At 74.2% G+C, this 25992-nt stretch carries 22 protein-coding genes; 14 read left to right on the top strand and 8 right to left on the bottom strand.

The annotated features are described in order from the left end of the window. Positions 1-43: 43 nt before the first annotated feature. Positions 44-760 carry an alpha/beta fold hydrolase gene (locus ACVW07_RS13905; protein WP_456819826.1) on the bottom strand — a complete coding sequence of 239 codons (717 nt, stop codon included), beginning with the start codon at positions 758-760 and terminating at the stop codon, positions 44-46. A gap of 343 nt (positions 761-1103) precedes the next feature. Here ACVW07_RS13905 and ACVW07_RS13900 point away from each other — a divergent pair, with 343 nt between their 5' ends. Together ACVW07_RS13900 and ACVW07_RS13895 are read left to right on the top strand one after the other, a co-directional pair. Then, entirely contained in the window at positions 1104-3386 is a 2283-nt protein-coding gene (locus ACVW07_RS13900) for a helix-turn-helix domain-containing protein (protein WP_456819825.1), read from the top strand. Positions 3387-3411: 25 nt separating this feature from the next. Then, positions 3412-4218, top strand: a complete 807-nt coding sequence (locus ACVW07_RS13895) for a Nif3-like dinuclear metal center hexameric protein (RefSeq protein ID WP_456819824.1) — start codon at positions 3412-3414, stop codon at positions 4216-4218. Positions 4219-4286: 68 nt separating this feature from the next. Here the strand turns inward: ACVW07_RS13895 and ACVW07_RS13890 are convergent, their stop codons facing one another. Both ACVW07_RS13890 and ACVW07_RS13885 read right to left on the bottom strand, forming a co-directional pair. Continuing rightward, positions 4287-4820, bottom strand: a complete 534-nt coding sequence (locus ACVW07_RS13890) for a DUF4303 domain-containing protein (protein WP_456819823.1) — start codon at positions 4818-4820, stop codon at positions 4287-4289. Positions 4821-4875: 55 nt separating this feature from the next. After that, on the bottom strand, positions 4876-5817 hold the full coding sequence (locus tag ACVW07_RS13885; RefSeq protein ID WP_456819822.1) for a cold-shock protein: 942 nt from the start codon (positions 5815-5817) through the stop codon (positions 4876-4878). A gap of 106 nt (positions 5818-5923) precedes the next feature. On the opposite strand from ACVW07_RS13885, the gene ACVW07_RS13880 reads away from it, so the two are divergent. The 3 genes from ACVW07_RS13880 to ACVW07_RS13870 all read left to right on the top strand — a co-directional run bounded on the left by ACVW07_RS13880 (position 5924) and on the right by ACVW07_RS13870 (position 9527). Beyond that, positions 5924-6343 (top strand): VOC family protein, encoded by a 420-nt coding sequence (locus tag ACVW07_RS13880; protein WP_456819821.1) that lies wholly within the window; start codon positions 5924-5926, stop codon positions 6341-6343. A 245-nt stretch (positions 6344-6588) separates the two neighbouring features. Beyond that, positions 6589-7881, top strand: a complete 1293-nt coding sequence (locus ACVW07_RS13875) for a hypothetical protein (RefSeq protein WP_456819820.1) — start codon at positions 6589-6591, stop codon at positions 7879-7881. Continuing rightward, positions 7878-9527 (top strand): GGDEF domain-containing protein, encoded by a 1650-nt coding sequence (locus ACVW07_RS13870; protein ID WP_456819819.1) that lies wholly within the window; start codon positions 7878-7880, stop codon positions 9525-9527. Before ACVW07_RS13875 ends, ACVW07_RS13870 begins: the two co-directional genes overlap by 4 nt. A gap of 148 nt (positions 9528-9675) precedes the next feature. Here the strand turns inward: ACVW07_RS13870 and ACVW07_RS13865 are convergent, their stop codons facing one another. Both ACVW07_RS13865 and ACVW07_RS13860 read right to left on the bottom strand, forming a co-directional pair. Next, entirely contained in the window at positions 9676-10254 is a 579-nt protein-coding gene (locus ACVW07_RS13865; RefSeq protein WP_456819818.1) for a hypothetical protein, read from the bottom strand. A gap of 73 nt (positions 10255-10327) precedes the next feature. Continuing rightward, a complete protein-coding gene (locus ACVW07_RS13860; RefSeq protein WP_456819817.1) occupies positions 10328-10882 on the bottom strand; it encodes an MOSC domain-containing protein in 555 nt (184 codons plus the stop codon). Positions 10883-11192: 310 nt separating this feature from the next. On the opposite strand from ACVW07_RS13860, the gene ACVW07_RS13855 reads away from it, so the two are divergent. From ACVW07_RS13855 to ACVW07_RS13845, 3 genes are read left to right on the top strand one after another with little or no spacing between them, the layout of a single operon-like run. After that, on the top strand, positions 11193-13118 hold the full coding sequence (locus ACVW07_RS13855) for an endo-1,4-beta-xylanase (RefSeq protein WP_456819816.1): 1926 nt from the start codon (positions 11193-11195) through the stop codon (positions 13116-13118). 7 nt (positions 13119-13125) lie between these two features. After that, a complete protein-coding gene (locus ACVW07_RS13850; protein ID WP_456819815.1) occupies positions 13126-13590 on the top strand; it encodes a DUF3237 domain-containing protein in 465 nt (154 codons plus the stop codon). Positions 13591-13595: 5 nt separating this feature from the next. Beyond that, the gene (locus tag ACVW07_RS13845) at positions 13596-14918 is read left to right on the top strand and encodes a flavin-dependent oxidoreductase (RefSeq protein WP_456819814.1); all 1323 of its coding nucleotides are present in this window, start codon (positions 13596-13598) and stop codon (positions 14916-14918) included. Between the two features lie 22 nt (positions 14919-14940). On the opposite strand, the gene ACVW07_RS13840 is transcribed toward ACVW07_RS13845, so the two are convergent. Next, positions 14941-16344 (bottom strand): aminotransferase-like domain-containing protein, encoded by a 1404-nt coding sequence (locus ACVW07_RS13840; RefSeq protein ID WP_456819813.1) that lies wholly within the window; start codon positions 16342-16344, stop codon positions 14941-14943. 219 nt (positions 16345-16563) lie between these two features. Here ACVW07_RS13840 and ACVW07_RS13835 point away from each other — a divergent pair, with 219 nt between their 5' ends. Then, positions 16564-17181, top strand: coding sequence for an FMN-binding negative transcriptional regulator (locus ACVW07_RS13835; protein ID WP_456819812.1), 618 nt, complete (start codon positions 16564-16566; stop codon positions 17179-17181). A 178-nt stretch (positions 17182-17359) separates the two neighbouring features. Continuing rightward, positions 17360-18268 carry a DMT family transporter gene (locus tag ACVW07_RS13830; RefSeq protein WP_456819811.1) on the top strand — a complete coding sequence of 303 codons (909 nt, stop codon included), beginning with the start codon at positions 17360-17362 and terminating at the stop codon, positions 18266-18268. Between the two features lie 9 nt (positions 18269-18277). On the opposite strand, the gene ACVW07_RS13825 is transcribed toward ACVW07_RS13830, so the two are convergent. Then, the gene (locus ACVW07_RS13825) at positions 18278-20002 is read right to left on the bottom strand and encodes a diguanylate cyclase (protein WP_456819810.1); all 1725 of its coding nucleotides are present in this window, start codon (positions 20000-20002) and stop codon (positions 18278-18280) included. A gap of 274 nt (positions 20003-20276) precedes the next feature. On the opposite strand from ACVW07_RS13825, the gene ACVW07_RS13820 reads away from it, so the two are divergent. The 3 genes from ACVW07_RS13820 (at position 20277) to ACVW07_RS13810 (ending at position 24408) form a co-directional block, all read left to right on the top strand. After that, complete coding sequence (locus tag ACVW07_RS13820) at positions 20277-23063, top strand: DUF642 domain-containing protein (protein WP_456819809.1); 2787 nt, start codon at positions 20277-20279, stop codon at positions 23061-23063. A gap of 74 nt (positions 23064-23137) precedes the next feature. Then, a complete protein-coding gene (locus ACVW07_RS13815; protein WP_456819808.1) occupies positions 23138-23698 on the top strand; it encodes a hypothetical protein in 561 nt (186 codons plus the stop codon). A 32-nt stretch (positions 23699-23730) separates the two neighbouring features. After that, positions 23731-24408 (top strand): histidine phosphatase family protein, encoded by a 678-nt coding sequence (locus ACVW07_RS13810; RefSeq protein WP_456819807.1) that lies wholly within the window; start codon positions 23731-23733, stop codon positions 24406-24408. On the opposite strand, the gene ACVW07_RS13805 is transcribed toward ACVW07_RS13810, so the two are convergent. After that, entirely contained in the window at positions 24319-25128 is an 810-nt protein-coding gene (locus ACVW07_RS13805; RefSeq protein ID WP_456819806.1) for a DUF4386 family protein, read from the bottom strand. The two genes, ACVW07_RS13810 and ACVW07_RS13805, sit on opposite strands and share 90 nt — an antisense overlap. Before the next feature lie 107 nt (positions 25129-25235). On the opposite strand from ACVW07_RS13805, the gene ACVW07_RS13800 reads away from it, so the two are divergent. Then, complete coding sequence (locus ACVW07_RS13800; protein ID WP_456819805.1) at positions 25236-25943, top strand: TetR/AcrR family transcriptional regulator; 708 nt, start codon at positions 25236-25238, stop codon at positions 25941-25943. The last annotated feature ends 49 nt before the right edge of the window (positions 25944-25992 follow it).

Raw genomic sequence — 25992 nt, 5'->3', positions numbered from 1 at the left:
AGGGCCGTCGGTCACGAGACCGGCGGCCCTCGCCGTCTGCGTCCTACGCGGTGAGGTGGTCGATCGCCTGCAGGATCACGGCGACGACGGCGTCGGGCTGCGACACCATGACGGAGTGCGACGCCCCGGGAACCTCGGTGGTCGTCACCGCTCCGGCACGGTCGGCCATGAAGCGCAGCCCCTCGACGGGGATGTTCCTGTCGGCGTCGCCGAACACGAACCACGACGGGAGCGACGCCCAGGCCGGAGCCGACGGCTGCGCCTCGGTCAGGGCGACGTCCCTGACCGGTCGCTGGGTCCGGGCCTGGATTGCGGCCTCGGCGGGGGCGACGTCGGCGGCGAACTGGTTCGGGAACAGGTCCCGGTCGACGAGGAGGTCGTGAGTGCCGTCCCCGAGCGGGTAGGACCGCAGGGTCTCACCCAGGGTGCTGCCGGGGAACTGCCCGGTGAGCTGCAGCGCGTTCTCCCCGAGATCGGGCGCGAAGGCGGCCACGTAGACGAGGCCGACGACCGCGGGGTTGTCGACGGCCGCCTCGGTGATGACGGCGCCGCCGTAGGAGTGCCCCACGAGCAGCACAGGGCCGCCGATCCCGTCGACCGCACTGCGGACGTTGGCGGCGTCGGTGCTGACGCTGCGCAGCGGGTTGGGCGTGGCCACGACGTCGACACCGCGCTCGGCGAGCAGCTCGATCACCGCCGACCAGCCGCCCGACTCGGCGAACGCACCGTGGACGAGGACGACTGTGGGTTCGGTGGACATCGGCTCTCCTGTGGTTCGAGCGGTGACAGGACGGTCGGCTCGATCCATCAGTCGTCCTTCGCGCCCGGGGAGGCGTCCGGCCCGGCGTGGTCCGCGCCGAAGAACGGCGTCGTGAGGTCCTGGTCGAGCTGCGAGGCGCCGTTCAGCACCCCGGTCGACCGCTACCCTGCGCGGTGGAACAGACCCCGGTCCCGTCGGAGATGGTGATGTACGGAATCTCGCTCGTCCTTCGTCTGGATGTCGGCGCCCTTCTCAGGGCACCGCTCCGCGGGCCGACCGTGAGACCCATTGGACCGACGGGGAGCGCCGCCTGACCAGGCAGGAAGCAGGCAGAACTGCGGACTTGCCTGCTGTCGGTGCGTCCCGCTCGCTCGCCGAGCGGCTCCGGGAGCTACGGCTCTCCGCCGACCTGACCCTGGAGGGCCTGGCCGAGCGCTCAGGCGTCGGCGTCCGCACGCTCAGCGACATCGAGCGCGGCGTCAGTGCCGCGCCGCAGCGCAGGACGGTCGAGGCCATCATCGGCGCGCTGGGCCTGGCACCGCAGGAACGTGCCGGTGTGCTGCGCGAGGCCCGCGCCCGGCGAGCGGCATCGGCTCAGAGCCGAGAGGGGTCGGCGGTCGCCCCGCACCGGGTCCCGGACTTCACGGGACGGGAGCGCGAGCTGGTCGAGCTGCTCGCCCTGCTCGCCCGGACGCCGACCGGGCCCACGTCGCCGGTGGTGATCTCCGGGCCGCCCGGCGTCGGCAAGACCAGCAGCGCGTTGGAGGCGACGCATCGCGTCGCAACCGGCCGGCCGATCCTCGTCGTCGACCTCGCCGGGCTCAGTCCGGTTCCCCTGTCACCGCTGCAGGTGATTCGCACGCTGCTGCGCCAGGTGCCGGGAGCCCGGGCAAAGGTGCCGCCGAACCTGGACGAGGCGACGGCGATGTGGCGCTCGACCGTGGCGGACCACCCGGCAACCGTCCTGCTCGACAACGCGGCGACCGAGAGCCAGGTCCGGCCCGTCCTGACGGCCGGCCCCGGCACCACGGTGGTGGTGACGTCGCGGCGCACGCTCGCCGGGCTCGAGGGTGTACGCCGGATCACGCTGGGCCCGCTGGACCACGAGGACAGCGTGGCACTGCTCGCGAAGCTGATCCCCTCGGCGCAGTGCGCGCCGGGCGACCTGCGGGAGCTCGCCGAGCTGGCCGACCACATGCCCCTGGCCCTGCGGATCGCCGCGAACCGCATCGCCAGCCGCCCCGCGCTGCGGGTGGCCGACTTCATCGACCGGCTCCGCACGAGCGAGAACCGCCTGCGACTGCTGGTCGCCGGCGACCTCGCGGTCGAGGCGGCGTTCGCCCTGTCGTACGACGACCTCGAACCGGAGACCGCGGACCTGTTCCGGTCCATCTCGGTGATCGACGTCGGGACGTTCGACGCGCGTGTCGCCGCCGCCACCCTCGACCACGACGACGGTGACGTCGACCTTCGACTGGACGAGCTCGTGGACCTCGGCCTCGTCGAGGCCCGCGGCGGGAACCGCTACCAGCTGCACGACCTCCTGCGCCTGTACGCCGCGGCACGGCTCCTGTCGTCGGAGGGAGCCGACGCGGTGGAGCGGCGCCGCGCCCGGCTCCGCGCCTGGCTGCTGGGCACGCTCGAGCGCGCGGGCGCCTGGTTCGAGCCGGCACGCACCCCCACGCGGCCCGGTGGGACGGGGACCGGCTTCCCGGACGCCACGACCGCCGAGGCGTGGATCCGGCTCGAGGACCACCAGTGGTGGCCCGCGATGCAGGCAGCCGCCCACGCCGGCGACCACCTGCTCGTCGTCGACGTCGGCGACGCCCTGCACTGGTTCTCCGAGAAGTGGCTGGAGTGGGGCAGCTGGCGGGAGCTCTTCAGCCTGGCCGTCGACTCGGCGCGTGCGCTCTCGGACAAGCGGCTCGAGGCCATGCACCTCGGGTACCTGGTGTGGGCGACGATCCTGGAGACCCGGGACGGCGCGGAGTCGCTGCGGATCGCGCGCCTCGCGGTCGACGCGGCAGAGGCGTCCGGCGACCACCAGCAACGCGGGTGGGCCTACTTCTACCTCGCGTGGATGCTCACGAGGACCGAGCCGGACGACGCACTCGCCGCGTGCCGCGAGTCGCTGGCGCAGTTCGAGCTGGCCGGGGACACCGACGGCGCCGCGCAGTCGATGATCCAGCTCAGCCAGATCCTGCACCACTCCGGCGACGACGCACGGGCCATCGAGGAGTACCAGCGGGTGCTCGAGCACCTGGAGGCGAACCGGTCGACGACGCACGACCTGGTGCAGTCGATCACGACGCTGAGCCTGCACCAGCGCCTGTCGCAGACGTACCTGGCGCTCGGCAGGAGGGCCGAGGCCGTCCGGTCTGCGACCACGGCGATCACCGCCGCCGAAGCGGTCGGCTCGCCCACGAGAGTGGCGGAGATGCTGCGGCTCCGGGCGACCGCGCACCTCGCAGCAGGAGCGACCGACGAGGCCGGAGCCGATGTCGAGCGTGCCCTCGGCGCCCTCGACGCCGGCTCGACGAGCCCGTACGTCGTGGCCGAGCGCGGGAGGCTCGAGGCGCTTCGCCACGAGATCGGCTCCGCGGCCGCCGCCTCTCCGCCGGCCTGACGCAGACCTTCGCTACCGTGGCGCCGTGACGGTGACTGCGCGGCAGGTGGCGGAGCGGATCGGTGCGCACGTGGGGGTGCCGCCGAGACCGACCACGGTCGACGGCTTCCTCGCCGGGGACCCGGACGCCCCCATCAGCGGGGTGGCCGTGACGATGATGGCGACGCTCGACGTGCTGCACCGCGCGGCGGCGCGAGGCCTCCACCTCGTCGTCACGCACGAGCCGCTCTACTTCGACCATCACGGCGCCTCCGACGCGGTCCTCGCCGCGGAGGCCGACCCGGTGTACGCGGCGAAGTCGGCGTTCGTCGCCGAGCACGGGCTCGTGGTGCTCCACCTGCACGACGCCTGGCACGACCGCGAGCCGGACGGCATCCTGACCGGCACCGCCCGGGCCCTCGGCTGGCTCGACGCCGAGCGGACAGGCGACCCGGGGGTCTACGACCTGCCCCGGACGACGCTCGGCGCCCTGGCCGCGCACGTCGCACGGACGCTGGGGGCAGGCGCGCTGCGCTACGCCGGCGACCCCGAGACGGCCGTGTCCACCGTCGGCCTGCAGCCGGGCTTCCAGGGCTTCGAGCGGAACCGGCACCTGCTCGCCCGGCCGGACGTCGACGTGGTCGTGATCGGCGAGGGCCACGAGTGGGAGACCGGCGAGCACGCCGCCGACGCCGTCACCGCGGGCCTGTGCGCCGGCCTCGTCGTCGTCGGGCACGTGCCGTCGGAGCAGGAGGGCATGGCCGAGCTCGGCCGCTGGCTGACGGACCTCGTGCCCGAGGTCCCGGTCGAGCTCGTCGCGACCGCCGACCCCTTCCGGACGGTCGCGGTCTAGGGGCGCTGCCGGTCGCCGGCGGTGAGGCGGGGTGGCAGCGCGCTCGACGGCCACCTGTGCCGGCCGGGTCAGCGCCCTGCTGCGTACCCCTCGGACGCCTCGCCGAGCCAGGCCGTCAGCAGCGGCCCAGGCGGGTTGAGCCGGCGGGCGAACCCGGCGTCGGACTCGTCAGGCGGCATCGTCGCGACCAGCAGGAGCACCTGCCGGCGGGCCGACCCGGTGCCGAACACGCCTTCGTCGTCGAGCAGCCGCAGCGCGGCCTCCATCGACGCGAGCCGGAGCCCGTGCTCGCGCTCCGCGTCCTGCGGCGCCAGGTCGCGGACGTCCCCGCGCTCGGCGTAGAGCGGCTGCACGCCGGCGAGGTGCTCGTCACCGTAGATCGCGAGGGGGCTGTCGGCCAGGTCCCACCGCTCGGGGCCGTCGAGGGTCACGCTGAGGTACGGGCGCAGCGCCTCTCCGGTGGTCACCAGCGCGAACACGCAGAACGGGCCCGCATGCTCCTCGCGGAGCCGGCCCACGGCCCGCCGCGTCGCGTCGGCGAGCGCGGCGGTCAGCACGGGGTCACCGTCCGGGTTCATCGCCGTGGCTTCGACGCTCGACACCCCAGCCTCCTGTGGACGTTCGCCCCGCGACCCACGCCGCGGGGACGGCACACGATCAGACCAGCTCGACGCCGTCGGCCTGCGGTCCCCGGTCGCTCTGGCGCACCTTGTACCGGACCCGGTCGCCCTCCTGCAGCACGACGGCGCCCCGGACGACGGAGACGTGCACGAATAGGTCCGCACCGCCGGCGTCCGGCGTGATGAAGCCGAAGCCGCGGTCCGCGTCGTAGCGCGCGACGACGCCCTCGCCACCGCGCACGGAGCTCTCGAACGCCGGCGGCCGCCCGGTCCGACCGCGGTCCGGCGCCGCCGGTGCGCCCCGACGTACCGGGCCGCCCACGAGCCGCACGTTGCGGGCCTGCAACCCTCGCTCGCCCTCGGCGACGTCGAACGTCACCCGGTCGCCCTCCGACAGCTCCGTCAACCCTCCGGCCAGCGACCGGACGTGGACGAAGATGTCCTCGCCGCCGGACTCCGGCGTCACGAACCCGAAGCCCTTGCCGTCGTCGTACCACGACACCGTGCCGTCCGCCCCGTCGGACGCCACGACGTGCCGGGCCGCCTCGGCCCCGAGCGGCAGCACGTGGTCGGCCTGCGGCCCCTTCTCCCCGTCGACGACCAGGAACGCCACCCGTTGCCCGTCCGCGATCACGCCCCCGCCCACGATCGCGGAGCTGTGCACGAAGATCTCCGCGCCACCGCCGTCGGGCGTGACGAAGCCGTACCCCTTGCCCGGCTCGTACCAGGAGACGGTGCCGAGCACGCCCAGAGCCGCGTCCGGGGCGAGGTCGCTGGTGACGCGGACCCGGCGTGCCTGCGGGCCACGGTCCCCCTCGCCCACCTCGAACTCGACGACCTGCCCCTCGCGGAGGACCCTCGGGCCGTCGTCGCCGAGGATCTCGGACGCGTGCACGAACAGGTCCTCGGCGTCGCCCCCGAGGGACAGGAAGCCGAACCCCCGCTCGGCGTCGAACCAGCGGACAGTTCCCTCAGGCACGGTGGACTCCTCGTCGATGCAGGACGTTGCTGTCGCCCAGTCTCCCCCGACGGGACCGCGGACAGGTCACGCCCGGACCGCGACCCGTCGGTGACACGATGACGGCGTGACTCCGTCGACGGATGCGAGCGACCTGCGGTTCGTCGGCGTGTCCCTGGACTGTGCCGACCCCGCCGAGCTGGCGGACTTCTACGTCCGGCTGCTGGGCGGACGCCTGCTGTGGAGCCGCAGCAGCAGCGTCGGGGTGCAGGTCCCAGGACTGCTGCTCATCCCGCAGCGAGTGGAGGGCTATCGTCCGCCCCGGTGGCCGGGGGCCTCGATCGTCCACCTGGACCTGACGGCCGGCGATCGTCTCGAGGAACCGGTCCACCGGGCCGTGGCTCTCGGTGCCACGCTGGCCGACCCGCAGCCGGACCCCCGGTGGAGGGTGCTGCTCGATCCCGCGGGTCACCCCTTCTGCATCACCACCGTGGCACCACGCCCCGAGCTGCTCGCGTCGACGGCGGACCCGGCCCGCCGGCCATGACGGCGTGCGATCCCGCACCCACGACGGGGGCTCCCGCGAGATCGGTCGCGCCGGCCCGGACCGGTGGGCGCCCGCGTGCCTCGGCAGCCCGCGGAAGCGGCTGAGCCAGACCGCACACGCCCCACTCCTCAAGGTCGACGGCCGGCGGCCGAACTGACACCAGGAGACCTCGCAACGCGTGAGGTGCGATCTGGCGTCCCCTGCTGGGTCCGAGCGACGGGACCAGGGTGAGGAAGACGGTGAGGATGAGCAGGCCGACGACGCGCCGTCGTCCCTTCTCGTCACCCCTCGCCTCGGCCGCGGTCGCGACCGCCTGCGTGCTCGGACTGCTCTGGTGGTGGGCGCCTGCGTCGAGCGCCGAGGCCGGCGTCGACCTCGTGTCGGACACGGCGACCGCGTTGTTCACGCCCGACGTCCCGCTCGTGGTGGGGCAGCCCGTGGACTCCTGCGTGGTCGTCGCCTCCTCCGGAGCCTCGGCCGGGGACGAGGTGCGGGTGGGCGCCAAGGACGTCGTCGGGGCGCTGGCACCCGGCCTGCAGGTGGTCGTGGAGGTCGGAACCGGCGGTGGCGGCGGGTCGTGCACGGGCTACTCCCGTGCCAGGACGGTCTACGCCGGCACGCTCACGGACCTCGCGACGGCGTACGCCGACGGCGAGGGCGTGCCGACGGGCTGGCTTCCCGAGGCCGCGCCGCAGGTCACGTTCCGGATCGCCGTGACCGTCGCGGACGGGGCACCGCAGGACGAGACGGCGAACGCGCGCTTCACGTGGCGGCTGCTGCCCCCGAGCGCACCCCTGCCGACATCGACGCCCACACCGGAGCCGACGCAGCCGACCCCGACGTCGACGCCCACGCCGGAGCCGACGCAGCCGACCCCGGAGCCGGAGCCGACCCGGCAGCCCCAACCCACCCCGGAGCCGGAACCCACCCGGCAGCCGGAACCCACCCCGGAACCAGAACCCACCCGGCAGCCGCAGCCGACCCAGGCACCGCAGCCGACCCGCGAGCCGAGCGTCCCCGCACCCCGGCAACCCACCGCCCCCGCGACCGACCAGCCGACCACCGGGCCGACCACCGGGCCGACCACCGGGCCGACGGCCGCGCCCGTCCCGCCAGGGGGCGCGCCACCACCCTCCGGGCCCGCCGCCGGCACACCGGACGTCGAGATCGAGCCGGGCGGCATCGCGGGCGTCGTGCAGTCCGCACGCGACCTCGCCACCCGCACCGGCCGCGCCGTGGACCAGGCCCGGGCGGAGGTGGACCGTGCCGTGGAGAGGACCGTCACCGGCCTCCTGGGCGGGGTGGTCGACGAGGAGACCGCCGTGGCGGCCGGCCGGACGGTGGCGAACGTGGTGTCCCACCCCGAGTACCTGATCGCCAGCGTGCTCGCCGCCCTGGCCTTCCTCGCGCTGCAGGGCCGCGTCGACCGACGCGATCCCAAGCTGGCCCTCGCCGCGCGCTCCGGGCGCGACAACGAGCGGTCCTTCGACGATCTCTTCCCCGACGGCACGAACCCGACGAGCGAGGCCCACCCATGAACGTGATCCCCACCGGGCGCACCGCGCCGACGACCGACGACACCGGCTCCCGGGCCGACGTGGGCGGCGAGATCGTGCCCCTGGCCGAGCGGGCCCGAGCGCTCGCCGTCCTGCGGGTGGTCATCACGGTCGCCGTCCTCGGTCTCGCGGCGGCGGGCGGCAGTCTGCACGTCCGGGACGCCCTGGTCGTGGCAGTGCCCTACCTCGTGATCACCTCGCTGCTCGGGCTCGCCGTGTACCTCCCGCGGCGCTCCCTCGGGATCCGCGCGTTCGGGTTCGCGCTCCTGCTGGACGGCGCCTACCTGCAGAACCTGCTGCAGAAGGACGGGCACGGGTTCGCCGTGCAGTTCGCCATCGCGGCGTTCCTGGTCGCCGTGACGCTGCTGGGCTCGTTCCGTACCGGCATCAAGATCGCCGTCTGGAGCTCGATCCTGCTGGTCATCGGCCACCAGGCGCAGGTGAACGGCCTCATCGCCGCCGGGTCGGGCCGGCCGACCGACCTGGCCCTCGTGTCTGACCTGGTGCTCATGTGGATCGTCGTCGTGACGGCCGCGACCGCCGCCTCGATCAACGAGCGGGAGCTGCGCCGGCGCCGGTACGACGCCGAGGTCCTGCGGCGGCTGGCCACCGTGCAGCATCGCAGCGAGACGCCCGGGGACGTGCTCGGGACGCTCGTCACCTTCATCCACCACGAGCTGGACGCCGGTCGCGTCCTGCTGTGCCGCGACGCACCGGCCGGTCTGGAGGTGCTGCACGGCCTGGGGCTGTCCGAGGTCCCCGACGACACGGCCCAGCACGCCGCGGAGTCGGCGCTGCTCCGGCTGGTGACCAGCGCCGACCCGGTGCTGGTGCTGCGCATGGACCCCGCCCGTGACGCGTGGCTGGCCGGCCACCTGCCCGGCGCCAGCAAGCTCGTCGCCGTCCACCTCACGACCGGCGGTGAGCCGGTGTACCTGGTGCTCGAGCTGAAGGTCGGCGGCACCCGCGTGGAGCGACGCGTGGTCGACACGCTGGAACAGGCGGCAGCGACGACCGCCCTGGCCCTGTCCCGCGCCGAGCTCCTGGTCCAGGCCCGGCGGTCCGCGTCGACCGACGGGCTCACCGGGGCCTGGAACCGCCGGACGTTCGACGCCGAGCTCACCGCGAACGTCCAGCACGCCCGGCAGGCCTCCGTCCCGGTCTCCTTGATCATGGTCGACGTCGACCACTTCAAGAAGGTGAACGACGACCACGGGCACCAGGTGGGCGACGAGGTCCTCGTCCTCGTCGCGCACACCCTCGCCGCGACGCTGCACGCGCTCGACGACGTCGGCATGGCGTACCGCTACGGCGGTGAGGAGTTCTCCGTGCTGCTCCCCGGCGCGGACGCGAGCACCGCGGCGGCCGTCGGCGAGCACCTCCGCGCGGCGATCGCGAACCTGCAAGGCCCCGTCCCGGTCACCGCGAGCTTCGGTGTGGCCGCCTTCGGCCGTGCGGCGCACGACGAGGCGGGCCTCGTGCTGCATGCCGACGCCGCGCTGCTCCAGGCGAAGCAGCGCGGCAGGAACCAGGTGCGGCTCTTCGAGGGGGCGACGACTCTGGCTGCGGCGCAGATCCCGACGCCCCGCCGGCCGTCCGGCATCCCCACCTCGCACCCGTCGGCCTGACCGACGCCCGGTGCCGGCCAGCGTCCCGCGGGCCACCGGAGGGCCGTGCGCCCGGCAGCCAGGAATGCCTCAGCGACCCGGCACGAGCCGGTTCGCCCGTGAGCCACGCTTGAGTGGCGACCCGGCATGAACCGGTTCGCCCGTGAGGTCACGCCTGCGTGGCGTCCCACTTGAAGGCGGCGCTCGCCGTCTGAGCCGGCACGTTCGCGTCGTCGGGCAGCTCCCAGGTGAGCCGGTAGGTCCTGGACTCGCTGGCGGACGGTGACCAGGCGGAGAGTCCGCTCGCCGGGTCGTGGTGCGTCGAGCCCAGCCGGGCGAGCGTCGCCGGCCCGAACAGCGCCGGGCCGACCGGCGTGAACCCGGTGCAGTCGGGGTCGCCTCCCGTGCCTTCCTCGACGCTCACCTGCAGGGCCGACGCGAGGGGGCCTGACGTCTCGGCCCACAGCTTCACGTGCACAGCGACGTTCCCGGTGTACTCCACCCGGATGCACCGCGTACCGCTCTGGCCCGGCATGACGCGCTTCGCCGTGAAGAGGGCGGTGGAGGCCGCGTCGGTGCTCAGCACGACCTTGCCGCTGCGCCAGCCGTTCACCTCGGTGTCGTACGCGGCGGTCGACGCAGCTCGTGACGCCTGCACGACGAGGCCCGTGCTCAGCAGGGCGGCGAGCGGCACGGCCACGGCGACCGCGACGGGCGGTCGGCGGCGCGCCTGCTTGTCGGGGGTCACCGTCAGTGATTCGACCAGGAGGGGTCCGACCTTGAGCCCTGCCGGGCGGCAAACCTGCGCCGGCCGGCAGCGGTCAGACGCGCTCCAGCGCCTGCCACGGCTGCGGTGGCAGCTCGACCAGGATGTCGTCCCCGACGCGCACGTCCCCGCCGGCGAGGACGACGCTCATGATCCCGGCCTTGCGCCGGACCGTGCCGTCGGCATCCCGGGGCGTGAGCGCCTTGAGCATGCCGGGCCGGAAGGCGTTGATCTGCGCGCACGGGTTGCGCAGCCCGGTCACCTCGACGACGGCCTCCTCACCGAGGTGCAGCCGCGTTCCCCGGGGCAGCTCGAGGAGGGCCAGGCCCCGGGTGGTGATGTTCTCGCCCAGCTCACCGGGGCCCACCTCGAAACCGTCCTCGTGAAGCTCGTCGTGGAGCTCGCCGTGGATGAGGTGCACCTGGCGCAGGTTGGGCTGCGTCGGGTCGGCCGCCACGCGGCTGCGGTGCTTGACCGTGGCCCCGGCGTGCGCGTCACCCTCGACACCGAACCCGGCCACCAGGGTGATCGTCTCGACGACGGGCTTGCTGAACCGGTGCGTGCCGTCACGGGTGACGGCGGTGACTCGTCCTGCCTGCTCGGTGCTCACGGTCAGATCATGGCCTACGGCGCGTCGCCGTGGACCGGTCGGACCCGGGGTCGTCGTGGACGGGCGACACGGACGGTGACCTTGACGCCTCCCTGAGCCGTACCTACGTTGTCACCCACACGGCCTAGCGAGCGATCATTGTCGATGCGGTCCTCTACATCGATAGAGAACGTCCGGGGGCTGCGCCTGGGGCGGCTGTCGACAGTGCTGTGCGACGGCAGGGCCTCGGGGTGTCGTGTGCAGATGTCGGCCAGACGGGGGCTCACCGCCGCTGCGCCGACTCCGAGGGTGCCAGCGGGAGGAACGTGTGATGACGGGGCTTGCCACACGACGGCGTGGTGGTGGACAGCAGACGGTGCGGCGGGAGAGCCGGCGCTGGGTCGCACGGTGGGCCGGAGCGGCCACGGCGGTGGTGCTGGCGGCTGTCGGCCTGGCTGCGCCGGCCCAGAGCGCCGTCGCGCCCGACACGTTCGACGTCCAGATCCGGGTGTCCGGGCACGGGACCGTCTCCGGCGCGGGCACCTACCAGGCCGGTGACACCGTCGAGCTGACGGCCATTCCGGGCAAGGCGGACGTGTGGGGCGGGTGGACGTCGGCCGACCTCGACTGGATCGGCGCCCGGGTCGGCTCGTTCACGATGCCGGCGGGCGACGTCGTCCTCGACACCACGTTCCGGCACCGGATGGCTCCGCTCAAGGACGCGTACCGCGACTACTTCGACGTGGGCAACATCTACTCGGGCCCCTGGAGCTACGAGGACGGGTCGCTCCCGTCGACGACCATCGCGCGGCACTACAGCGTCATGACGGCCGAGAACGCCATGAAGCCGGACCAGCTGCTGCCGAACGACAACATCGACCCCGTGACCGGTGCGTTCACGTTCGACTTCGCGGCCGCCGACGCCTTCGTCGACCAGACCCTCGCCCGGGGCATGAAGGTCCACGGCCACGTGCTCGTGTGGCACGGCCAGACGCCCGCCCGCATCAACACCGGCACCACCGGCGGCGCCCGTGCGCTGGCCCGGGCCAACATGGAGCGCTACATCAAGGAGGTGCTGACCCACTTCCGTGGCCGCGCGGCCTCCTGGGACGTCGTGAACGAGGCGTTCGTCGACGGGCTCGACGAGTTCGACCCGGCGACCGAGGACTGGCGCGACTACCTGCGCGGCGGACCCCACGGCGGCTGGTCCAGCTGGTACGCGGCCTACGCCAACGGCACGGACGCGGCGGCCGGCGAGAGCCCGGCCGACTTCCTCTACGACGCGTTCGTCCTCGCCCGCACGTACGGGCCGGAGGTGCGGCTCGTGTACAACGACTTCAACGTCTTCCAGTCCGAGGGCAAGGCGCAGGCCATCATCGCGATGGCCACCGACCTGAACGCGCGGTACGCGGCCGAGCACCCGGAGGACCCGCGGCTGCTCGTGGAGACGATCGGCCTCCAGTCGCACAACTACATCAACCAGACGCCGGCCTTCGCCTGCTCGGACCTCACGCGGCTGCCCGCCCTCGTCCACGACGACGCCGAGGAGTGGCAGCCCGGCGCGTGCTCGGACCACGCGTCGGTCGAGCGGTCCCTCCAGCTCATCACCGAGGCGGGCCTGACGGCCGACGTCAGCGAGCTGGACCTGCAGGTGTGGGAGGCGTGGAACGGCCAGCCCGAGGGCGACGACCGGGCGGCGTACCGCGACCTGACCGACCCGTCGGTCAAGGACCGGATCTCCCGTGACGGGTTCACCTACTGGGTCGGCAAGATCACCAACCGTGCGGAGCTCGAGGCGATCCAGGCGCAGCGGTTCGCCGAGTACTTCGCCGTGTACAAGAAGTACTCGCAGGACATCGACCGCGTGACGTTCTGGGGCCTGACGGACCAGGCCAGCTGGCGGTCCACGCACAACCCGCTGCTGTTCAACAGCGACTTCTCCGAGAAGCTCGGGGCGGCCGCCAGCGCCGACCCGGAGCGCTGGCTCGGTGTCCGCGGGCAGATCACCGACACCTCGACGCTCGAGGCGACGGTCACCGGGGCCCGCGCGCTGGACGTGCGCGGCTACACGCCGAAGAGCGCCGCCGCGGTGAAGAAGGCACTCGGCCGCGCCGAGGCCGTCCTCGTCAAGGGCGGGCCTCAGGGCGAGGTGAACAAGGCGACCGTCGCGCTGGCCGACGCCGTCGCCGCGCTCGAGCGGGACACGCCGCGCCCGCCGAAGCCGGGGCCGCACCCGCACCCCCACCCGAGGCCGTGACCGCCTCGTGCTGACACTGCAGCCACCGGTGGTGCGGCCGTTCTGCACGCTCGAGGTCGAGCTCGCCCCGGTGCTCGACCTCGGGCTGGGCCGGTTCGCGCAGCGGCGGATCATCCCCGTCGTCGGCGGGCGCGTGACGGGGCAGGTCAGCGGCACCATCCTCGACCTCGGCGCGGACTGGCAGTCCGTCGCGCACGACGGCGTGGCCGAGCTCGACGCGCGGTACGCCTTCCGGACCGCGGACGGGGCGCTGGTCGAGGTCGTCAACAAGGGATACCGGCACGGTCCGGCCGACGTCATGGCCCAGCTCGCGTCGGGTGCGCCGACACCGCCGGAGTCGTACTCCATGCGGTCGACGGCGCGGCTCGAGAGCGGCCACCCGGACTACCGGTGGCTCAACCGGATGGTGTTCGTCGGCACCGGCGCACGCGACGCGAACGCCGTGCAGATCGACCTCTACAGCGTGGGATGAGGACCATGTCCGGACCGCACGTGCTGATCGCGGGTGGCGGCATCGGCGGGCTCGCGGTCGCGCTCACCCTGCACCAGCTCGGCGTCGGCTTCACGGTGCTCGAGGGTGCCCGGGAGCTGGCACCGCTCGGGGTGGGGATCAACCTCCAGCCGAACGCGGTGCGCGAGCTCGGCGACCTGGGGATCGGTGCGGACGTGCTCGACCGCATCGGCATCGCCACCCGCGAGTGGGCCCTGGTCGGACGCAACGGCAAGGAGATCTACAGCGAGCCGCGGGGCCTGCTCGCCGGCTACCGCTGGCCGCAGTACGCCCTGCACCGCGGCCGGCTCCAGGTGCTGCTCGCCGAGACCCTCCAGGAACGGGCCGGTGCGGACGTGGTCCGGCTCGGTCACCGCGTCACCGGCTACGAGACGCACGCGGACGGGTCCGTGACGGCGACCGGGAGGCGGGCCGACGGGAGCGCGTGGCACGAGCGCGGCACGCTGCTGATCGGGGCCGACGGCATCCACTCGGCGGTGCGGGCGCAGATGCACCCCGACCAGCCGCCGATCCACTGGGGCGGCACGATCATGTGGCGCGGCACGGCGCAGGCGAAGCCCGTCCGGACCGGCTCGTCGTTCGTGGGCCTGGGCACGGCTCGGCAGCGGGTCGTGGTCTACCCGATCTCGCCGGCCGACCCGGACACCGGCCTGGCCACCGTCAACTGGATCGCCGAGGTCACGGTGGACGACGCCCAGGGCTGGCAGAGCACCGGCTGGTTCCGGCCGGTCGCCGTCGAGGAGTTCGCGCACCACTTCGCCGACTGGACGTACGACTGGCTGGACGTGCCGGACCTGCTCAGACGCACCGAGGTGGCCTACGAGAACCCGATGATCGACCGCGACCCGGTGCCGACCTGGCAGGACGGGCCGGTGCTGCTCGTCGGCGACGCGGCCCACGCGATGTACCCGACAGGGTCGAACGGGGCGAGCCAGGCCGTCATGGACGCCCGCCTGCTCGGCGCCGCGATGGTCCGGCACGGCGTGACCCCCGACGCGCTCGCCGCCTTCGACGCCCAGCTCTGCGGCCCGGTCTCGGAGCTCGTCCTCCGGAACCGCGGAGCGGGGCCGTTCGGGCTGCTGGACCTCGTGGACGAGCGGTGCGGCGGCCGGTTCGACGACATCGACGACGTCGTCCCGCGGGCCGAGCGCGACGCGTTCATGGCCGGGTACAAGGCGGCGGCGGGCTTCGCCCTGGAACAGCTGGACGCGGCGGGGCCGACCATCGCCGCCGGTGCCGGCGCGGTGACGCGCCCGGGGTCCGCGCGCGTGCAGCCCCTGCACCCGTGACGGCGCCGGGTGCCCGGCGAGGTCACGTCGCTCGCAGGACGTCGCCGATGATGCGGGCGGCGTCGACGAACCGGTCCGCGTCCGGTCCGGAGTAGTTGAGCCGGACGTACGGCGCGGGCGCCTCCGCGGGGAACCACTCGTCCCCGGGGGCGATGGCGACGCCGCGGGCCTGGCAGTCGTCCGAGAACCGCGCGGCGTCGGTGCCGTCGGGCAGCTGCGCCCACAGGTTGAGCCCGCCGGCGGGGACGTGGTCGATGTCGAGCTCGGGGGCGTGCTCGCGCAGCGCGGCCAGGAGCAGGTCGCGCCGTGCACGCAGGGCCGGTGCGAGGGTGCGCAGGTGCGTGCGCCAGGCGGGTTGGGTGACGACGTCGAGGGCGGCGGCCTGCAGGAGGCCGCTGACGTACATGGTCTCTGCTGCGCGGTCGGCCAGGATGCGGTCCCGAGCGGGTCCGCGGGCGATGACGGCGGCGACGCGCAGCGCCGGGGAGACGCTCTTGGTCAGGGAGCGCAGGTAGATGACGTGCCCGTCGTCGTCGTGGGCGGCGACGGGGTGCGGTTCGGTGTCGATGGCCAGGTCGTGGGCCCAGTCGTCCTCGACGAGGAAGGCACCGTGCCGCACGACGATCTCGTGGATGGCGCGTGAGCGCTCGGTCGACCACTGTGCGCCGGTGGGGTTGGCGTAGGTGGGCTGGGCGTAGAACGCGCGGGCGCCGGTCTGCTCGAACGCCCGGTCGACCTCGTCCGGGTCGGGGCCCTGGGGGCCGGCGGGGACCGGGACGAGCCGTACGCCGGTCTGGGCGGCAGCGAGGACCGCGCCCCAGTAGGTGGGCGACTCGATGAGCAGGGGTTCGCCCGGCCTGACCACGGTGCGGAAGATCGAGCTCAGGCCGGCCTGGCTGCCGGACAGCACGATCACGTCCCGGGCGGTGGGGCCGCCGGACGTCGGGCTCACTGCGGCGAGCTCGGCGGCGAACCACGCCTGCAGCTCGGGCAGGCCCGCCGCGCGCGCACGGGTCGTTGCGGCGTCGGTGCGCGCCGCGCGGGCGATCGCCGCGCGCACGAGGCGCTCGGGCAGGAGCTCGCCCGCTGGGTAGCCCGAGTGCAGCGCGATCGCGTCGGGCGCGGTGACGCGCTGCGTGGATGAGAGCGTGGTCGCGTGCGACGGCGGCGTGCTCAGCGCGGAGGTCTGCCATCCGTAGTCGACCGGGCGACGCGTGCGACGGGCGCGGACGAACGTCCCGACCCCCGGACGACTCTCGACCAGTCCTTCGGCGGTGAGCCCGCGCATCACCTTCTGCACCGTCACAGGGCTGACGGCGAACCGAGCGGTCAGCTCCCGGCTCGACGTCACGCGGGCGCCGGCCGGAGCGTTCGCGATCCAGGCGCGCAGGTGGTGGGCAACCCGGCTGGTGCTATCGTCGCTCATGACGGGGCACAGTAGCACTATCGCCGATAGGCGCTCGGCGCTACCGGCGCCCGGTGCACCCACGGTGGTCGCAGCGGCCTGGGCTGAAGCTCGCTCGGGTGGCAGCGTGCGCGTGGCCGTCGGCGGGTCTGCTCCCGCAACGGACGCAGGACGGACCACCCCGATCCCCGCCGGGGAGAGCGGTCGCCGGCTCTCCGCCATCGACCGAAGGAGGACGACGTGCGCCAGACACCGCGTTATCTCATGACCGATCCGGGCGAGGTGAAGGCCCTGGTCCGGGCACACCCGTGGGCGACCTTCGTGTCGGCCACGAGCCACGGGCTGCTCGCGTCGCACTACCCCGTCCTGCTCGAGGAGGACGACGACGAGATCGTCATCCTCAGCCACTTCGGCCGACCGGACGACGAGCTGCACGAGCTCGGCCGGCACGAGGTCCTCGTGATCGTCCAGGGCCCGCACGACTACGTGTCCGCGAGCTGGTACGAGCCGGGAGAGCTCGTCGCGACCTGGAACCACGTCACCGCGCACCTGTACGGCACGCCGCAGATCCTGAGCGACGAGGAGAACTACGCCGTGCTGTCGCGGCTCACGGACCACTTCGAGGGCGGCCGTCCGGGCGCCCGGCACCTGTCGCAGGACGAGGCTGGGACCAGGCGGGTCGCGAAGGGGACCGTGGGGCTCCGCATGGTCGTCGACCGTTTCGACGCCCGCGCCAAGCTGAGCCAGAACAAGGCGCCCCACGTCGTGCGACGCATCACCGAGAACCTCGAGGCCACGAACCCCGAGCTCGCGGCAGCGATGCGGGACGCCCGTGAACGCGGGTCCTCGCCGCGGTGACGGCCCGTGGGTCCGCTGGTTCGCCGGCGACGTGACCCGCGCGCCGGCCGGAGCGCTCGCGACCCAGCGCCGAGGATGGTCGGCGATCCTGCTGGTGCTATCGTCGGCCATGAGAGAAGAGAGTAGCGCTATCGGCAGCGCGCCCGTGGCGCTATCCCGTCCCCGGTACCCGCACAGCATGCGCAGCGGCCTCGGCTGGGGCCTCCTCGCGGTGGTGGCGTTCTCGTTCACCATGCCGTTCACCCGCGTCGCCGTCGGCGGGCAGGCGCCCGTGTTCGTCGCGTCGGCGCGGGCCGTCGGAGCCGGCCTCCTCGCCGCCGGGGCACTCGCCCTGACCCGTCAGCGCGTGCCGTCGGGAGGGCAGTGGCGGCGCGTGGCCGTGGTCGCCGCCGGCGTCGTGGTCGGGTTCCCGTTCCTCACCTCGTTCGCGCTGCAGACCTCGCCCGCGAGCCACGGGGCCGTGGTCGTGGGTCTGCTGCCGGCGGCCACCGCCGTCATGGCGGTGCTGCGCGGTGGCGAGCACCCGCCGCGCTCCTTCTGGGCCTTCGCCGGCGCGGGCGCCGTCGCGGCGGTGGCGTTCACGGCCGTGCACGGTGGCGGCCTGGGCAGTCTGCACCGCTCGGACCTCCTCCTGTTCGGCGCGGTGCTGGCCGCCGCCGTGGGCTATGCCGAGGGCGGCCTGCTCGCCCGGGAGCTCGGCGCGTGGCAGACGGTCTCGTGGGCGCTGGTGCTGGCGTGGCCCGTGATGCTCGCCCTCACGGTCGCCTCCGCCGTGCAGCAGACGCCGACCGGCACCACCGGCCAGCGGCTGGCGCTCGCCTACCTGGCGGTGGTGAGCATGTTCCTCGGGTTCTTCGCCTGGTACCGCGGGCTCGCGATCGGACCGATGGCGCAGGTCAGCCAGGTCCAGCTCGTCCAACCCGTCCTGGGCATCCTGTGGGCGGCGGTCATCCTGCACGAGCAGATCGGCCGGCTCACCGTGCTCGGCGGTGTCACGGTGATCGCGTGCGCCGCCTGCGCCGTCCGCAGCCGCGCCGGGCGCGGGACGGACCGCCCCGAGCCCGCCCCACAGGGCGTCGGGGCGTGAGGCAGAGGATCAGGCGTCGGCGACGACGACCCGGTCCCGGCCCGCTTCCTTTGCCCGGAGCAACGCGAGGTCGGCCAGGTGCAGCGGGTGGTCGCCGGCGACCAGCGGTCCCACGCCCACGGAGACGGTCACGGCGAGACCGGGGACGAGCTCGCCCCACGCGCGGCGGCGGACGAACTCGTGCACCCGCCGGGCGACGGCCTGGGCGGCCACCGGCCCGTCGCCGGGCAGGATGACGAACTCGTCGCCGCCGTAGCGCGCCACGACGTCGCTGGTGCGGGACGCGGCACGCAGGATCTCGGCGACGGCCTGCAGGACGAGGTCCCCGACGGAGTGGGACAAGGTGTCGTTGACCGCCTTGAAGTTGTCGACGTCGACGAACACCGCCCAGGCGTCGGCCGCGGCCGCGTCGAACGCCGCCGACAGGGCGCTGCGGTTCGCGAGCTGGGTCAACGGGTCCTGCCCCGCCGTGCGGCCGACCCTGTCGGTCTCCGACGCCAGGCGGCGCAGGTCGTTCCGGTCGCGGAGCGCCGAGTACCGGGCCTCGCGTTCCGCCCACGCGCGCCCGAGGGCCGCCTGGGCGGTCTGCCGCCAGAGGTCCATCGCGGGCTGCGGCCCGTGCTCGGCGACCACGAGGTCGGCCAGCTCGGCGCGAGCGGCCGCCGCCCACACCTCCCGGCTCGTGCTGTGCGTCGCCTCGAGCAGGGCGTTCAACCGCTCGGCCGCCGCGGGGTAGTCCCTCGCCGCGCGGTCGGCCCGGGCCAGGACAAGGTGCAGCAGGTGCGTCTCGGGGAGCTCCGGCCGCGCCGAGAAGCCCTCCGCCGCACCACGGGCGCGGACGAAGGCCAGCTCCGGCTCGCCCAGGTGCAGCAGCGCGTACGCCTCGATGACGTCGGCGCGCGCGTGCATCGACGGCTGGGACGTCCGCTGCGCGAGCCGCCGCATCCAGGTCGCCCTGCTGGCGGCGCGCACCAGGTGGGCCGCCGCCTCCTGGCCGCGCCCCTGGATGAGCAGGGCCGTCGCCCAGTACGCGCTGAGCACCGCCGTCTCCTGCGCGACGTGGATCAGGGTCTCGGGCGCATGGTCCCGAGAGATCGCGGCGAACGCGGCCTCCGACTGCTCCACCAGGTGCGTCGACCGCATCGCCAGGGCCACCGCCATGCTGGCCGAGAGGTGGCCGAAGGTGTCGGGCGGGATGTCCTGGAGCAGCCAGTCCGCCTCGGCCATCGCGGCGATCGACACGCTGTGCTCACCGAGGTGACCGCTGGCCTCCGCCACCACGGCGAGCGCCCGGGCCCGCCAGTCGGGCAACGGGTCGTCCCCGAGCATCGTCAGGAGAACCTGGGCGGCCGTCACGGCGGCCCGGTGCTCGCCGAGCTCCAGGAGCACGATCGCCTCGCCGTAGTGCACGTACCGGGACGTGGACCGGTCACCGGTGGCCTCCGCGACGCACGCCCACTGGCGGCACTGGGCCACGGCGCGGGCGGAGAACCCGTCGATGTAGCTCTGGTGCGCGACCGCGGCGAGGTCGTGCAGAGGGCCGAGCTCGGACACCGGTACCAGCTCGCGCGACGCCGACGAGCGCCCGGTCGCCTGCACGCGGTCCGGCGCCGGCGCGGCGAGCGTGCTCTGGTCCAGCGCCGGCCCGGCGAGCGTGCTCTGGTCCAGCGCCGGACCGGCGGGCGTGCTCGGGTCCGGCGCGGCCCTGGTGGGCTCGGCAGCGGTGAGGGGCACGACCCTCCACGGGAGACGAGTGCGACGGCGGGTACGCCGACCGGCGCCCGCTCGACCCATCGGTCGCCGGGATCGACCTTCCAGCGTTCCCCGCGACGAAGTCGGCCGGGTCGGTGTCCACGGCCCGCGAGAGCGGGTGGTCACCGACCAGGACGCGTGCCCGATCCGTTGCCTGGAGGGGCACGTTCGACCGGCGCGGGTGCTGGCAGGCTGTCGCGGAGGCTTGTGCGGCCGCACGACGCGCGGTCGGCCGGAGTGCGACGCGGGGGGCGTCATGGACCGAGTCGGTGGTGCTGCGCGGTCGGTGACCGGTGGGCAGCGGGACGTCGTGCCTGCTCGGCGGGGCGCCGGGCGGGCGCTGGCCGCCCTCCTGAGCGCGCTCCTCAGCGTCGCGCTCCTGGTCGCGGTCGCCCCGGCGGCACAGGCCGCGACCATCAAGCCCAAGACGCTGTCGGTCGTCGAGGTGTGGGACGCGGCGCAGTCCCCTCCGTGGCAGCTCACCATCACCGCGACGGCGGATTTCGACCCGCCGTCCGGCCTGACGGAGGCGGACCTCTACTGTCGCGCCATCGGCAGCGGTCAGTGCACCGACCAGGTGCTGTTCGGCTCGGGCTCGAGCTCCACGGTGACGTTCCAGCTCGCGGTGCCCCCGGGCCACTACCAGTTCTGGGTCACCTGGTCCGGCAGCGGGCTGGCCTACACAGGCATGCACGAGGACTCGCCGGTCAAGGACATCACCCTGCCGGCGTACAGCCAGCTCTGCAACGCATCCTGCAAGGCGAGCATCCAGGCCGCCACGGTGGGGTCCGCCGCAGTGGGCCTCCTGACCTGCGCCGCCGCCGGGATCGCCGCCGGGGTGAGCGTGACCGGCGTCGGTGCACCGGCCGCCGCACTGCTGCCGTGGCTCGGTGGCGGGTGCGGTGCGGCCGCCATCGCGACGGCCGCCGGGGTCGGCCTCCTCCTCGCTGATCCACCGGACCAGGACTACGGCGAGATCGCGGAGCCCGGTTCGCTCAGCCCACCCGGCCTGCCGTCGCTGTGCGGGGCGCTCCCGGACCCGCCGTGCAGCGCGCTCGGCGCCGCCGGGGAGGCCTACCGGCAGGCCGCGTACGACGTCGCGAACCTCCAGGCGGCGATCTACCGGACCACGAACCGGTACTCGACCGCCGCCGACGCCCTCGACGCGGGCAGCGCGGGCCTGCAGGCGTCCGCGCTCGACACCTATGCGGGGCTGCTCGCCACGGCGCTGACGGCGCAGAACACGGCGGCCGCGGCGCTCGCACAGGAGCTGCGCCAGGCCGGCATCGACTTCGTCGCGACCGACCCGTCCGCCCTGGCGGCCGAGGCGGAGGGGGCCGACTGGCTCTCGGCGGCGGACCCGCAGGACAGGGCCTTCGCCACCGCGCTCGGCGTCACGAGCGCGGACATCGGCTCCGGCTTCCACTACGAGCTGGAACGGGAGCCCGGCATCGCCTCGATGACCTTCACGGACGCGCTCTCGCTGCCCGTCGACACGACCGGCCTCGACGAGGCGCTCGCGTCCTTGGTGCCGGGCGTGGTGCGGGCCCAGGTCGACGCGCTCCAGGCGCAAGGGCGGGTCGGCTCCGCCGCAGCCCAGGCCCTGACGGCCGACCTCGACCACCTGGGCGGCGTGAACGCGGTGCAGGGGGCGGCGGTCGCAGGCCCGTGCGCCGCCGCGGTCGCGCCCTTCCAGAACGACGTCACCAGTCTCGTCAGCGACGACTTCGCCCGGGCGTTCCTGCTGAGCAGCGCTCAGGGCCTGGCGCAGAACCCGGCGATCTGCCCGGCAGCCGGCGGGGTTCCCGTGGTCCTCGGCGTCTCCCCCCAGGTCGGCCCGACCGCCGGTGGCACGCCCGTCGTGATCACCGGCACCGACCTCGGCGGCGTCACCGAGGTGGCCTTCGGCGACCAGGTCGTCACGGGTGGCACCTGCAGCGACACCGAGTGCGACGCGACGTCGCCTCCCGGTGTCGCGGGCACGGTCGACGTCACGGTGACCGGCCCCGGCGGCACCTCGGCGACCACTCCCGCGGACCTGTTCACGTATGTCGCAGGACAGTTCGGCCCGACGCAGCTCCCGGCCGGCACGCTCGTGTCGAACGGCGGCTTCGAGCCCCCCGCGTCCACAGCGGTCGGCAGCTACGACACGCTCGGGACCGGTGACTCGGCCGAGCTCGGTGGTACGTGGACGATCTCGGCCGGCAGCATCGACCTGGTCGGACCCGACTCGGCCCAGGCGACCGAGGGCGTGCAGTTCGTCGACCTGGCCGGCAATGACGAGGACGCCGGCCCGGGCACGATCACCCAGACGATCGCGACGCAGCCGGGCCACCTGTACCGCCTGCAGTTCTCGCTGTCCGGGAACCCCAACGGCGACCCCGCCGTCAAGACGCTCGACGCCACCCTCGGCGCCGTCACGCGGACCTTCGGCTACGACACCGCGACGGCGTCCAACGTCGACCTGCAGTGGCAGGTGCAGACGCTCGACGCGGTGGCGTGCGCGGAGACCACCGCCCTCACCTTCACGTCGACGACCCCGGGCATCCGCGGGCCGCTGATCGACGCGGTGAGCGTCGTCGACCAGGGCGCGTCGGCGGAGCCGTGCACGCCCACGCCGACGGGCTCGCCGACCGCGGTCCCGTCGACGACGACCACCCCGGCGATCACGGTCGACACGACGACGGTGACGGCCGGCGGCACGATCCACGTGCGCGGCACCGGCTTCGCCGCCGGTGCGCCGATCACCCTCACGCTGCACTCGGCCCCGGTCCGGCTCGCGACCGCGCAGAGCGACGCCTCGGGCGCGTTCACGGCCGCCGTCGTGGTCCCCGTCTACACGGCGGCCGGGGCGCACGACCTCGTCGCGTCGGACGCCGTGTCCGATGCCGGCGTCCACCTGACCGTCGTCGCGGCGGCCGAGCCGGCGTCCACGCTCCCCACGACCGGCGCCGACGTCGCGCGGTACCTCGCCCTCGCCGTGGTCCTCACGGCGCTCGGCGTCGCCCTCCTCCTGACGCGGTCACGCCGGTCGGCCCGCTGAGGGCATCGCACGAGCGTCCCGGCGACCGCCCGTGCGACGATCCACGCAGAGACCTGCCGCAGGACGGGGGACGGATGAGCGAGACGACCGACGTGCTCCCCACGTTCGACTTCGCCGCGTTCATCGGCGCGGTCGACCGGGCACGCCGCGGCCAGGAGCTGCACTGGTACGCGCTCGCCGACGAGCTCTGGGACCTGTCCGTGACGCTCAACGCCCAGCGCGACGACCACCCGCTCTGCGGGGGCGCGGTCTCCCGGCTCGGGGCGCGTGGTGAGACGTCGTGCCAGTACGCGCTCTACCTCCTGCGCTGGCTCGGGGAGCCGCCCGAGGCGTTCCTCGTCGGCCCGGTGGTGGACGTCGGTGACGCCTCGCTCCCCGATCCGGGGCCCGACAGCCGGCTCCGCTGGGACCTCCCGCAGCTGCACGCCGCCGTCGACGAGCAGCGGCGCCGGCAAGGGCTCACCTGGGTGGCGCTGGCTGCCCACGTCGGCTGCACGCCCGCACGGCTGACGGGGCTGCGCGGCGCGCGGCAGGCCGACATGGCTCTGACGATGCGGGTGACCCAGTGGCTGCGCCGACCCGCCGCCGACTTCATCCACCCGGCGAGCATCCGGCACCGCGCCGACCTGCTCTGACCACCGGGCCCGGCTGTGACAAGGTCGACCCCGTGGACGCCACCCCGCTCCCACCGACACCCGGCCGGGTGCCGGCGCGCGAGCGCACCGTGAGCGTGGTGACGCACCCGGAGGCCACCCATCACGTCGACGGCCTGGTCGGCGGGCAGTTCGACTCGGCCCTGACACCGGCCGGGGAACGGCAGGCAGCGGCCATCGCCCGGACGCTCCGCGACCGCATCGACACGCCGGCACGGGCCGCTGTCGTGACGTCCGACCTGCAGCGCACCCGCCGGACCGCCGAGATCCTCGGGGCCGCGCTCGCGGTCGAGCCGACCCTCGATGTCCGGCTCCGCGAGAAGTCGTACGGCGAGGCCGGCGGGCGGCCGCAGTCCTGGCTCGACGCGCGCTTCGTGCCCCCGCCCGCCGTGGGCGACCGGCTCCGCCACCACGAGGGGATCGCGGGCTCGGAGACCCGGCTCGACGTCGCCGTCCGGGTCTACCTGTCGATGACCGACCACCTCGCGCGGGACGTCGACCACCTCGTCGTCGTGACGCACGGCTTCACCGCAGCGCTGGTCGTCGCCGCCTGGATCGGCATGCCCATCGAGGCTGCCGGCCACGTCGCCTTCCCGGTGCCGTCAGGGAGCATCACGACGCTCCGCGAGGACGGGTACTTCCACAACCGCGCCGTGGTCTGCGTCGGCGACACCACCCACCTCGCGGGCTGACGCACCACGCGGACGTCCCGGGTGGCCGTCCCTGAGCAGCACCACGCCGAGGACCAGGAGCCCGAGGTACCACACGGAGTAGACGGTCGAGCCGACCGCGGTCAGCCCGTCGTCGTCGAACCAGCCCGCGGGGACGAGGGTGACCGACCACGCCACGGCGAGCACGGCGAGCGACCGACGCAGCCAGGCGGGTGCGACGTCGGCCGCGCGCCAGGCGAGGACAGCGATCCCGACGGCCCAGACGCCCTGCAGGAGCCAGCCGAGGTGCTCGCCGAGCGCCCCGCCGGCGTAGGCGTTGAGCAGGTCGTAGCTCGCGGCGGTGGCCTCCTTCGCCGCGCCGGTGGTGGACGGGTCGAGGTAGTGCTCCGCGAGGGCGGGGACCACGAGCGGCCACCGGACCCACCCGAGGCACTGCACCACGGGCGCGACGACGCCGAAGGTGGTGACGGTCAGGAGCACGGCGTCGGTGCCGCGGCTGCGCGCGAGGATCCGGTGCAGCGCGATCACGCCGGGGACGAGGGCCAGGCTGGCGACCATCTGCAGGACGAAGAGCGCCTGCACGGTGGCGGCGACCTCGGCGAACGCGGGCAGCGCCTCGGTGGCGGGGGCGTCCAGGACGTCCGGCCAGCCGAACGTCACGCTCAGGCCCACGCTGGCGGTCGCGGCGATCGCGCCGGAGGCGACGAGCGAGACGGCGGCGGTGCGGCGGTCGCTGGGCATGGCGGCTCCTGTCGTCAGAACGAGAACACTGTTCTCGTATTTCCCGGCCAGCATCTCGTTCCCGCAGCCGCGTGTCAAGAACAGTGTTCTCGTTTAGAGTTCCGGACGTGCCCAGGACACCGCGTGAGCAGCGACGCCAGGAGATGACCGACGCGATCCTGAGGTCCGCACGAGCACAGCTGGAGACCGCGGGCGTCGAGGGCGTGACCCTGCGCGAGGTCGCGCGGGACATCGGCATCGCCGTCTCCGCGCTCTACCGCTACGTCGACAACCGCGACGACCTGATCACCGAGCTGCTCGTCGACGCCTTCACCGACCACGCGGACGCGGTCGACGCCGCGGTGGACGGCGTGGACCCCGACGACGTCGCGGGCGCGATCGTGGCCGCCCTGCGCGCCTACCGCTCCTGGTCGGTGCACCACCCCGCGCAGTTCGGCCTCGCGTTCGGCGCGCCCGTGCCGGGCTACCGCGCACCCGCGGGTCGCACGATCGCGGTCGCCGTCCGGCCGGGCAACCGCGTGATGGCCCTATACGCCCACGCCCACGCGGCCGGCCTGGTCGACCCCGGTGCCCTGGACCGCAGAGCCGCACGTCTCGACGAGGGGACGGCGGCGGGTTTCGAGGCCCTGGCGCAGCGGCAGTCGTACCCGTTGCCGGTCCCCGCGGTCGCCCTCGCCGTCGACGCCTTCGTCCGCGTGCACGGGTTCACCGTCATGGAGGTGTTCGGCCAGCTCCGCCCGCTGGTCAGCCCGGCCGACGCGTACTTCGACACCCTCCTCACGGACACGCTCGCCACCCTCGGCCTGCAGGTATGACGTCGAAGCAGGGCCCAGGACCTTTGCGACGGGTCCGCGGGCGGGACGT

Source organism: Cellulomonas sp. URHB0016 (genome assembly GCF_054057935.1).
Note: the sequence above shows the minus strand (reverse complement) of the source record. Positions and strands in the feature narration are given on the sequence as shown.

Bases quoted from the DNA above. Each gene is read 5' to 3' on its own strand.
- ACVW07_RS13805 (WP_456819806.1), bottom strand. From the start codon at position 25,128: ATGCCCAGCGACCGCCGCACCGCCGCCGTCTCGCTCGTCGCCTCCGGC.
- ACVW07_RS13840 (WP_456819813.1), bottom strand. From the start codon at position 16,344: ATGAGCGACGATAGCACCAGCCGGGTTGCCCACCACCTGCGCGCCTGG.
- ACVW07_RS13815 (WP_456819808.1), top strand. From the start codon at position 23,138: ATGAGCGAGACGACCGACGTGCTCCCCACGTTCGACTTCGCCGCGTTC.
- ACVW07_RS13820 (WP_456819809.1), top strand. From the start codon at position 20,277: ATGGACCGAGTCGGTGGTGCTGCGCGGTCGGTGACCGGTGGGCAGCGG.
- ACVW07_RS13875 (WP_456819820.1), top strand. From the start codon at position 6,589: ATGAGCAGGCCGACGACGCGCCGTCGTCCCTTCTCGTCACCCCTCGCC.
- ACVW07_RS13855 (WP_456819816.1), top strand. From the start codon at position 11,193: ATGACGGGGCTTGCCACACGACGGCGTGGTGGTGGACAGCAGACGGTG.
- ACVW07_RS13870 (WP_456819819.1), top strand. From the start codon at position 7,878: ATGAACGTGATCCCCACCGGGCGCACCGCGCCGACGACCGACGACACC.
- ACVW07_RS13845 (WP_456819814.1), top strand. From the start codon at position 13,596: ATGTCCGGACCGCACGTGCTGATCGCGGGTGGCGGCATCGGCGGGCTC.
- ACVW07_RS13830 (WP_456819811.1), top strand. From the start codon at position 17,360: ATGCGCAGCGGCCTCGGCTGGGGCCTCCTCGCGGTGGTGGCGTTCTCG.
- ACVW07_RS13905 (WP_456819826.1), bottom strand. From the start codon at position 760: ATGTCCACCGAACCCACAGTCGTCCTCGTCCACGGTGCGTTCGCCGAG.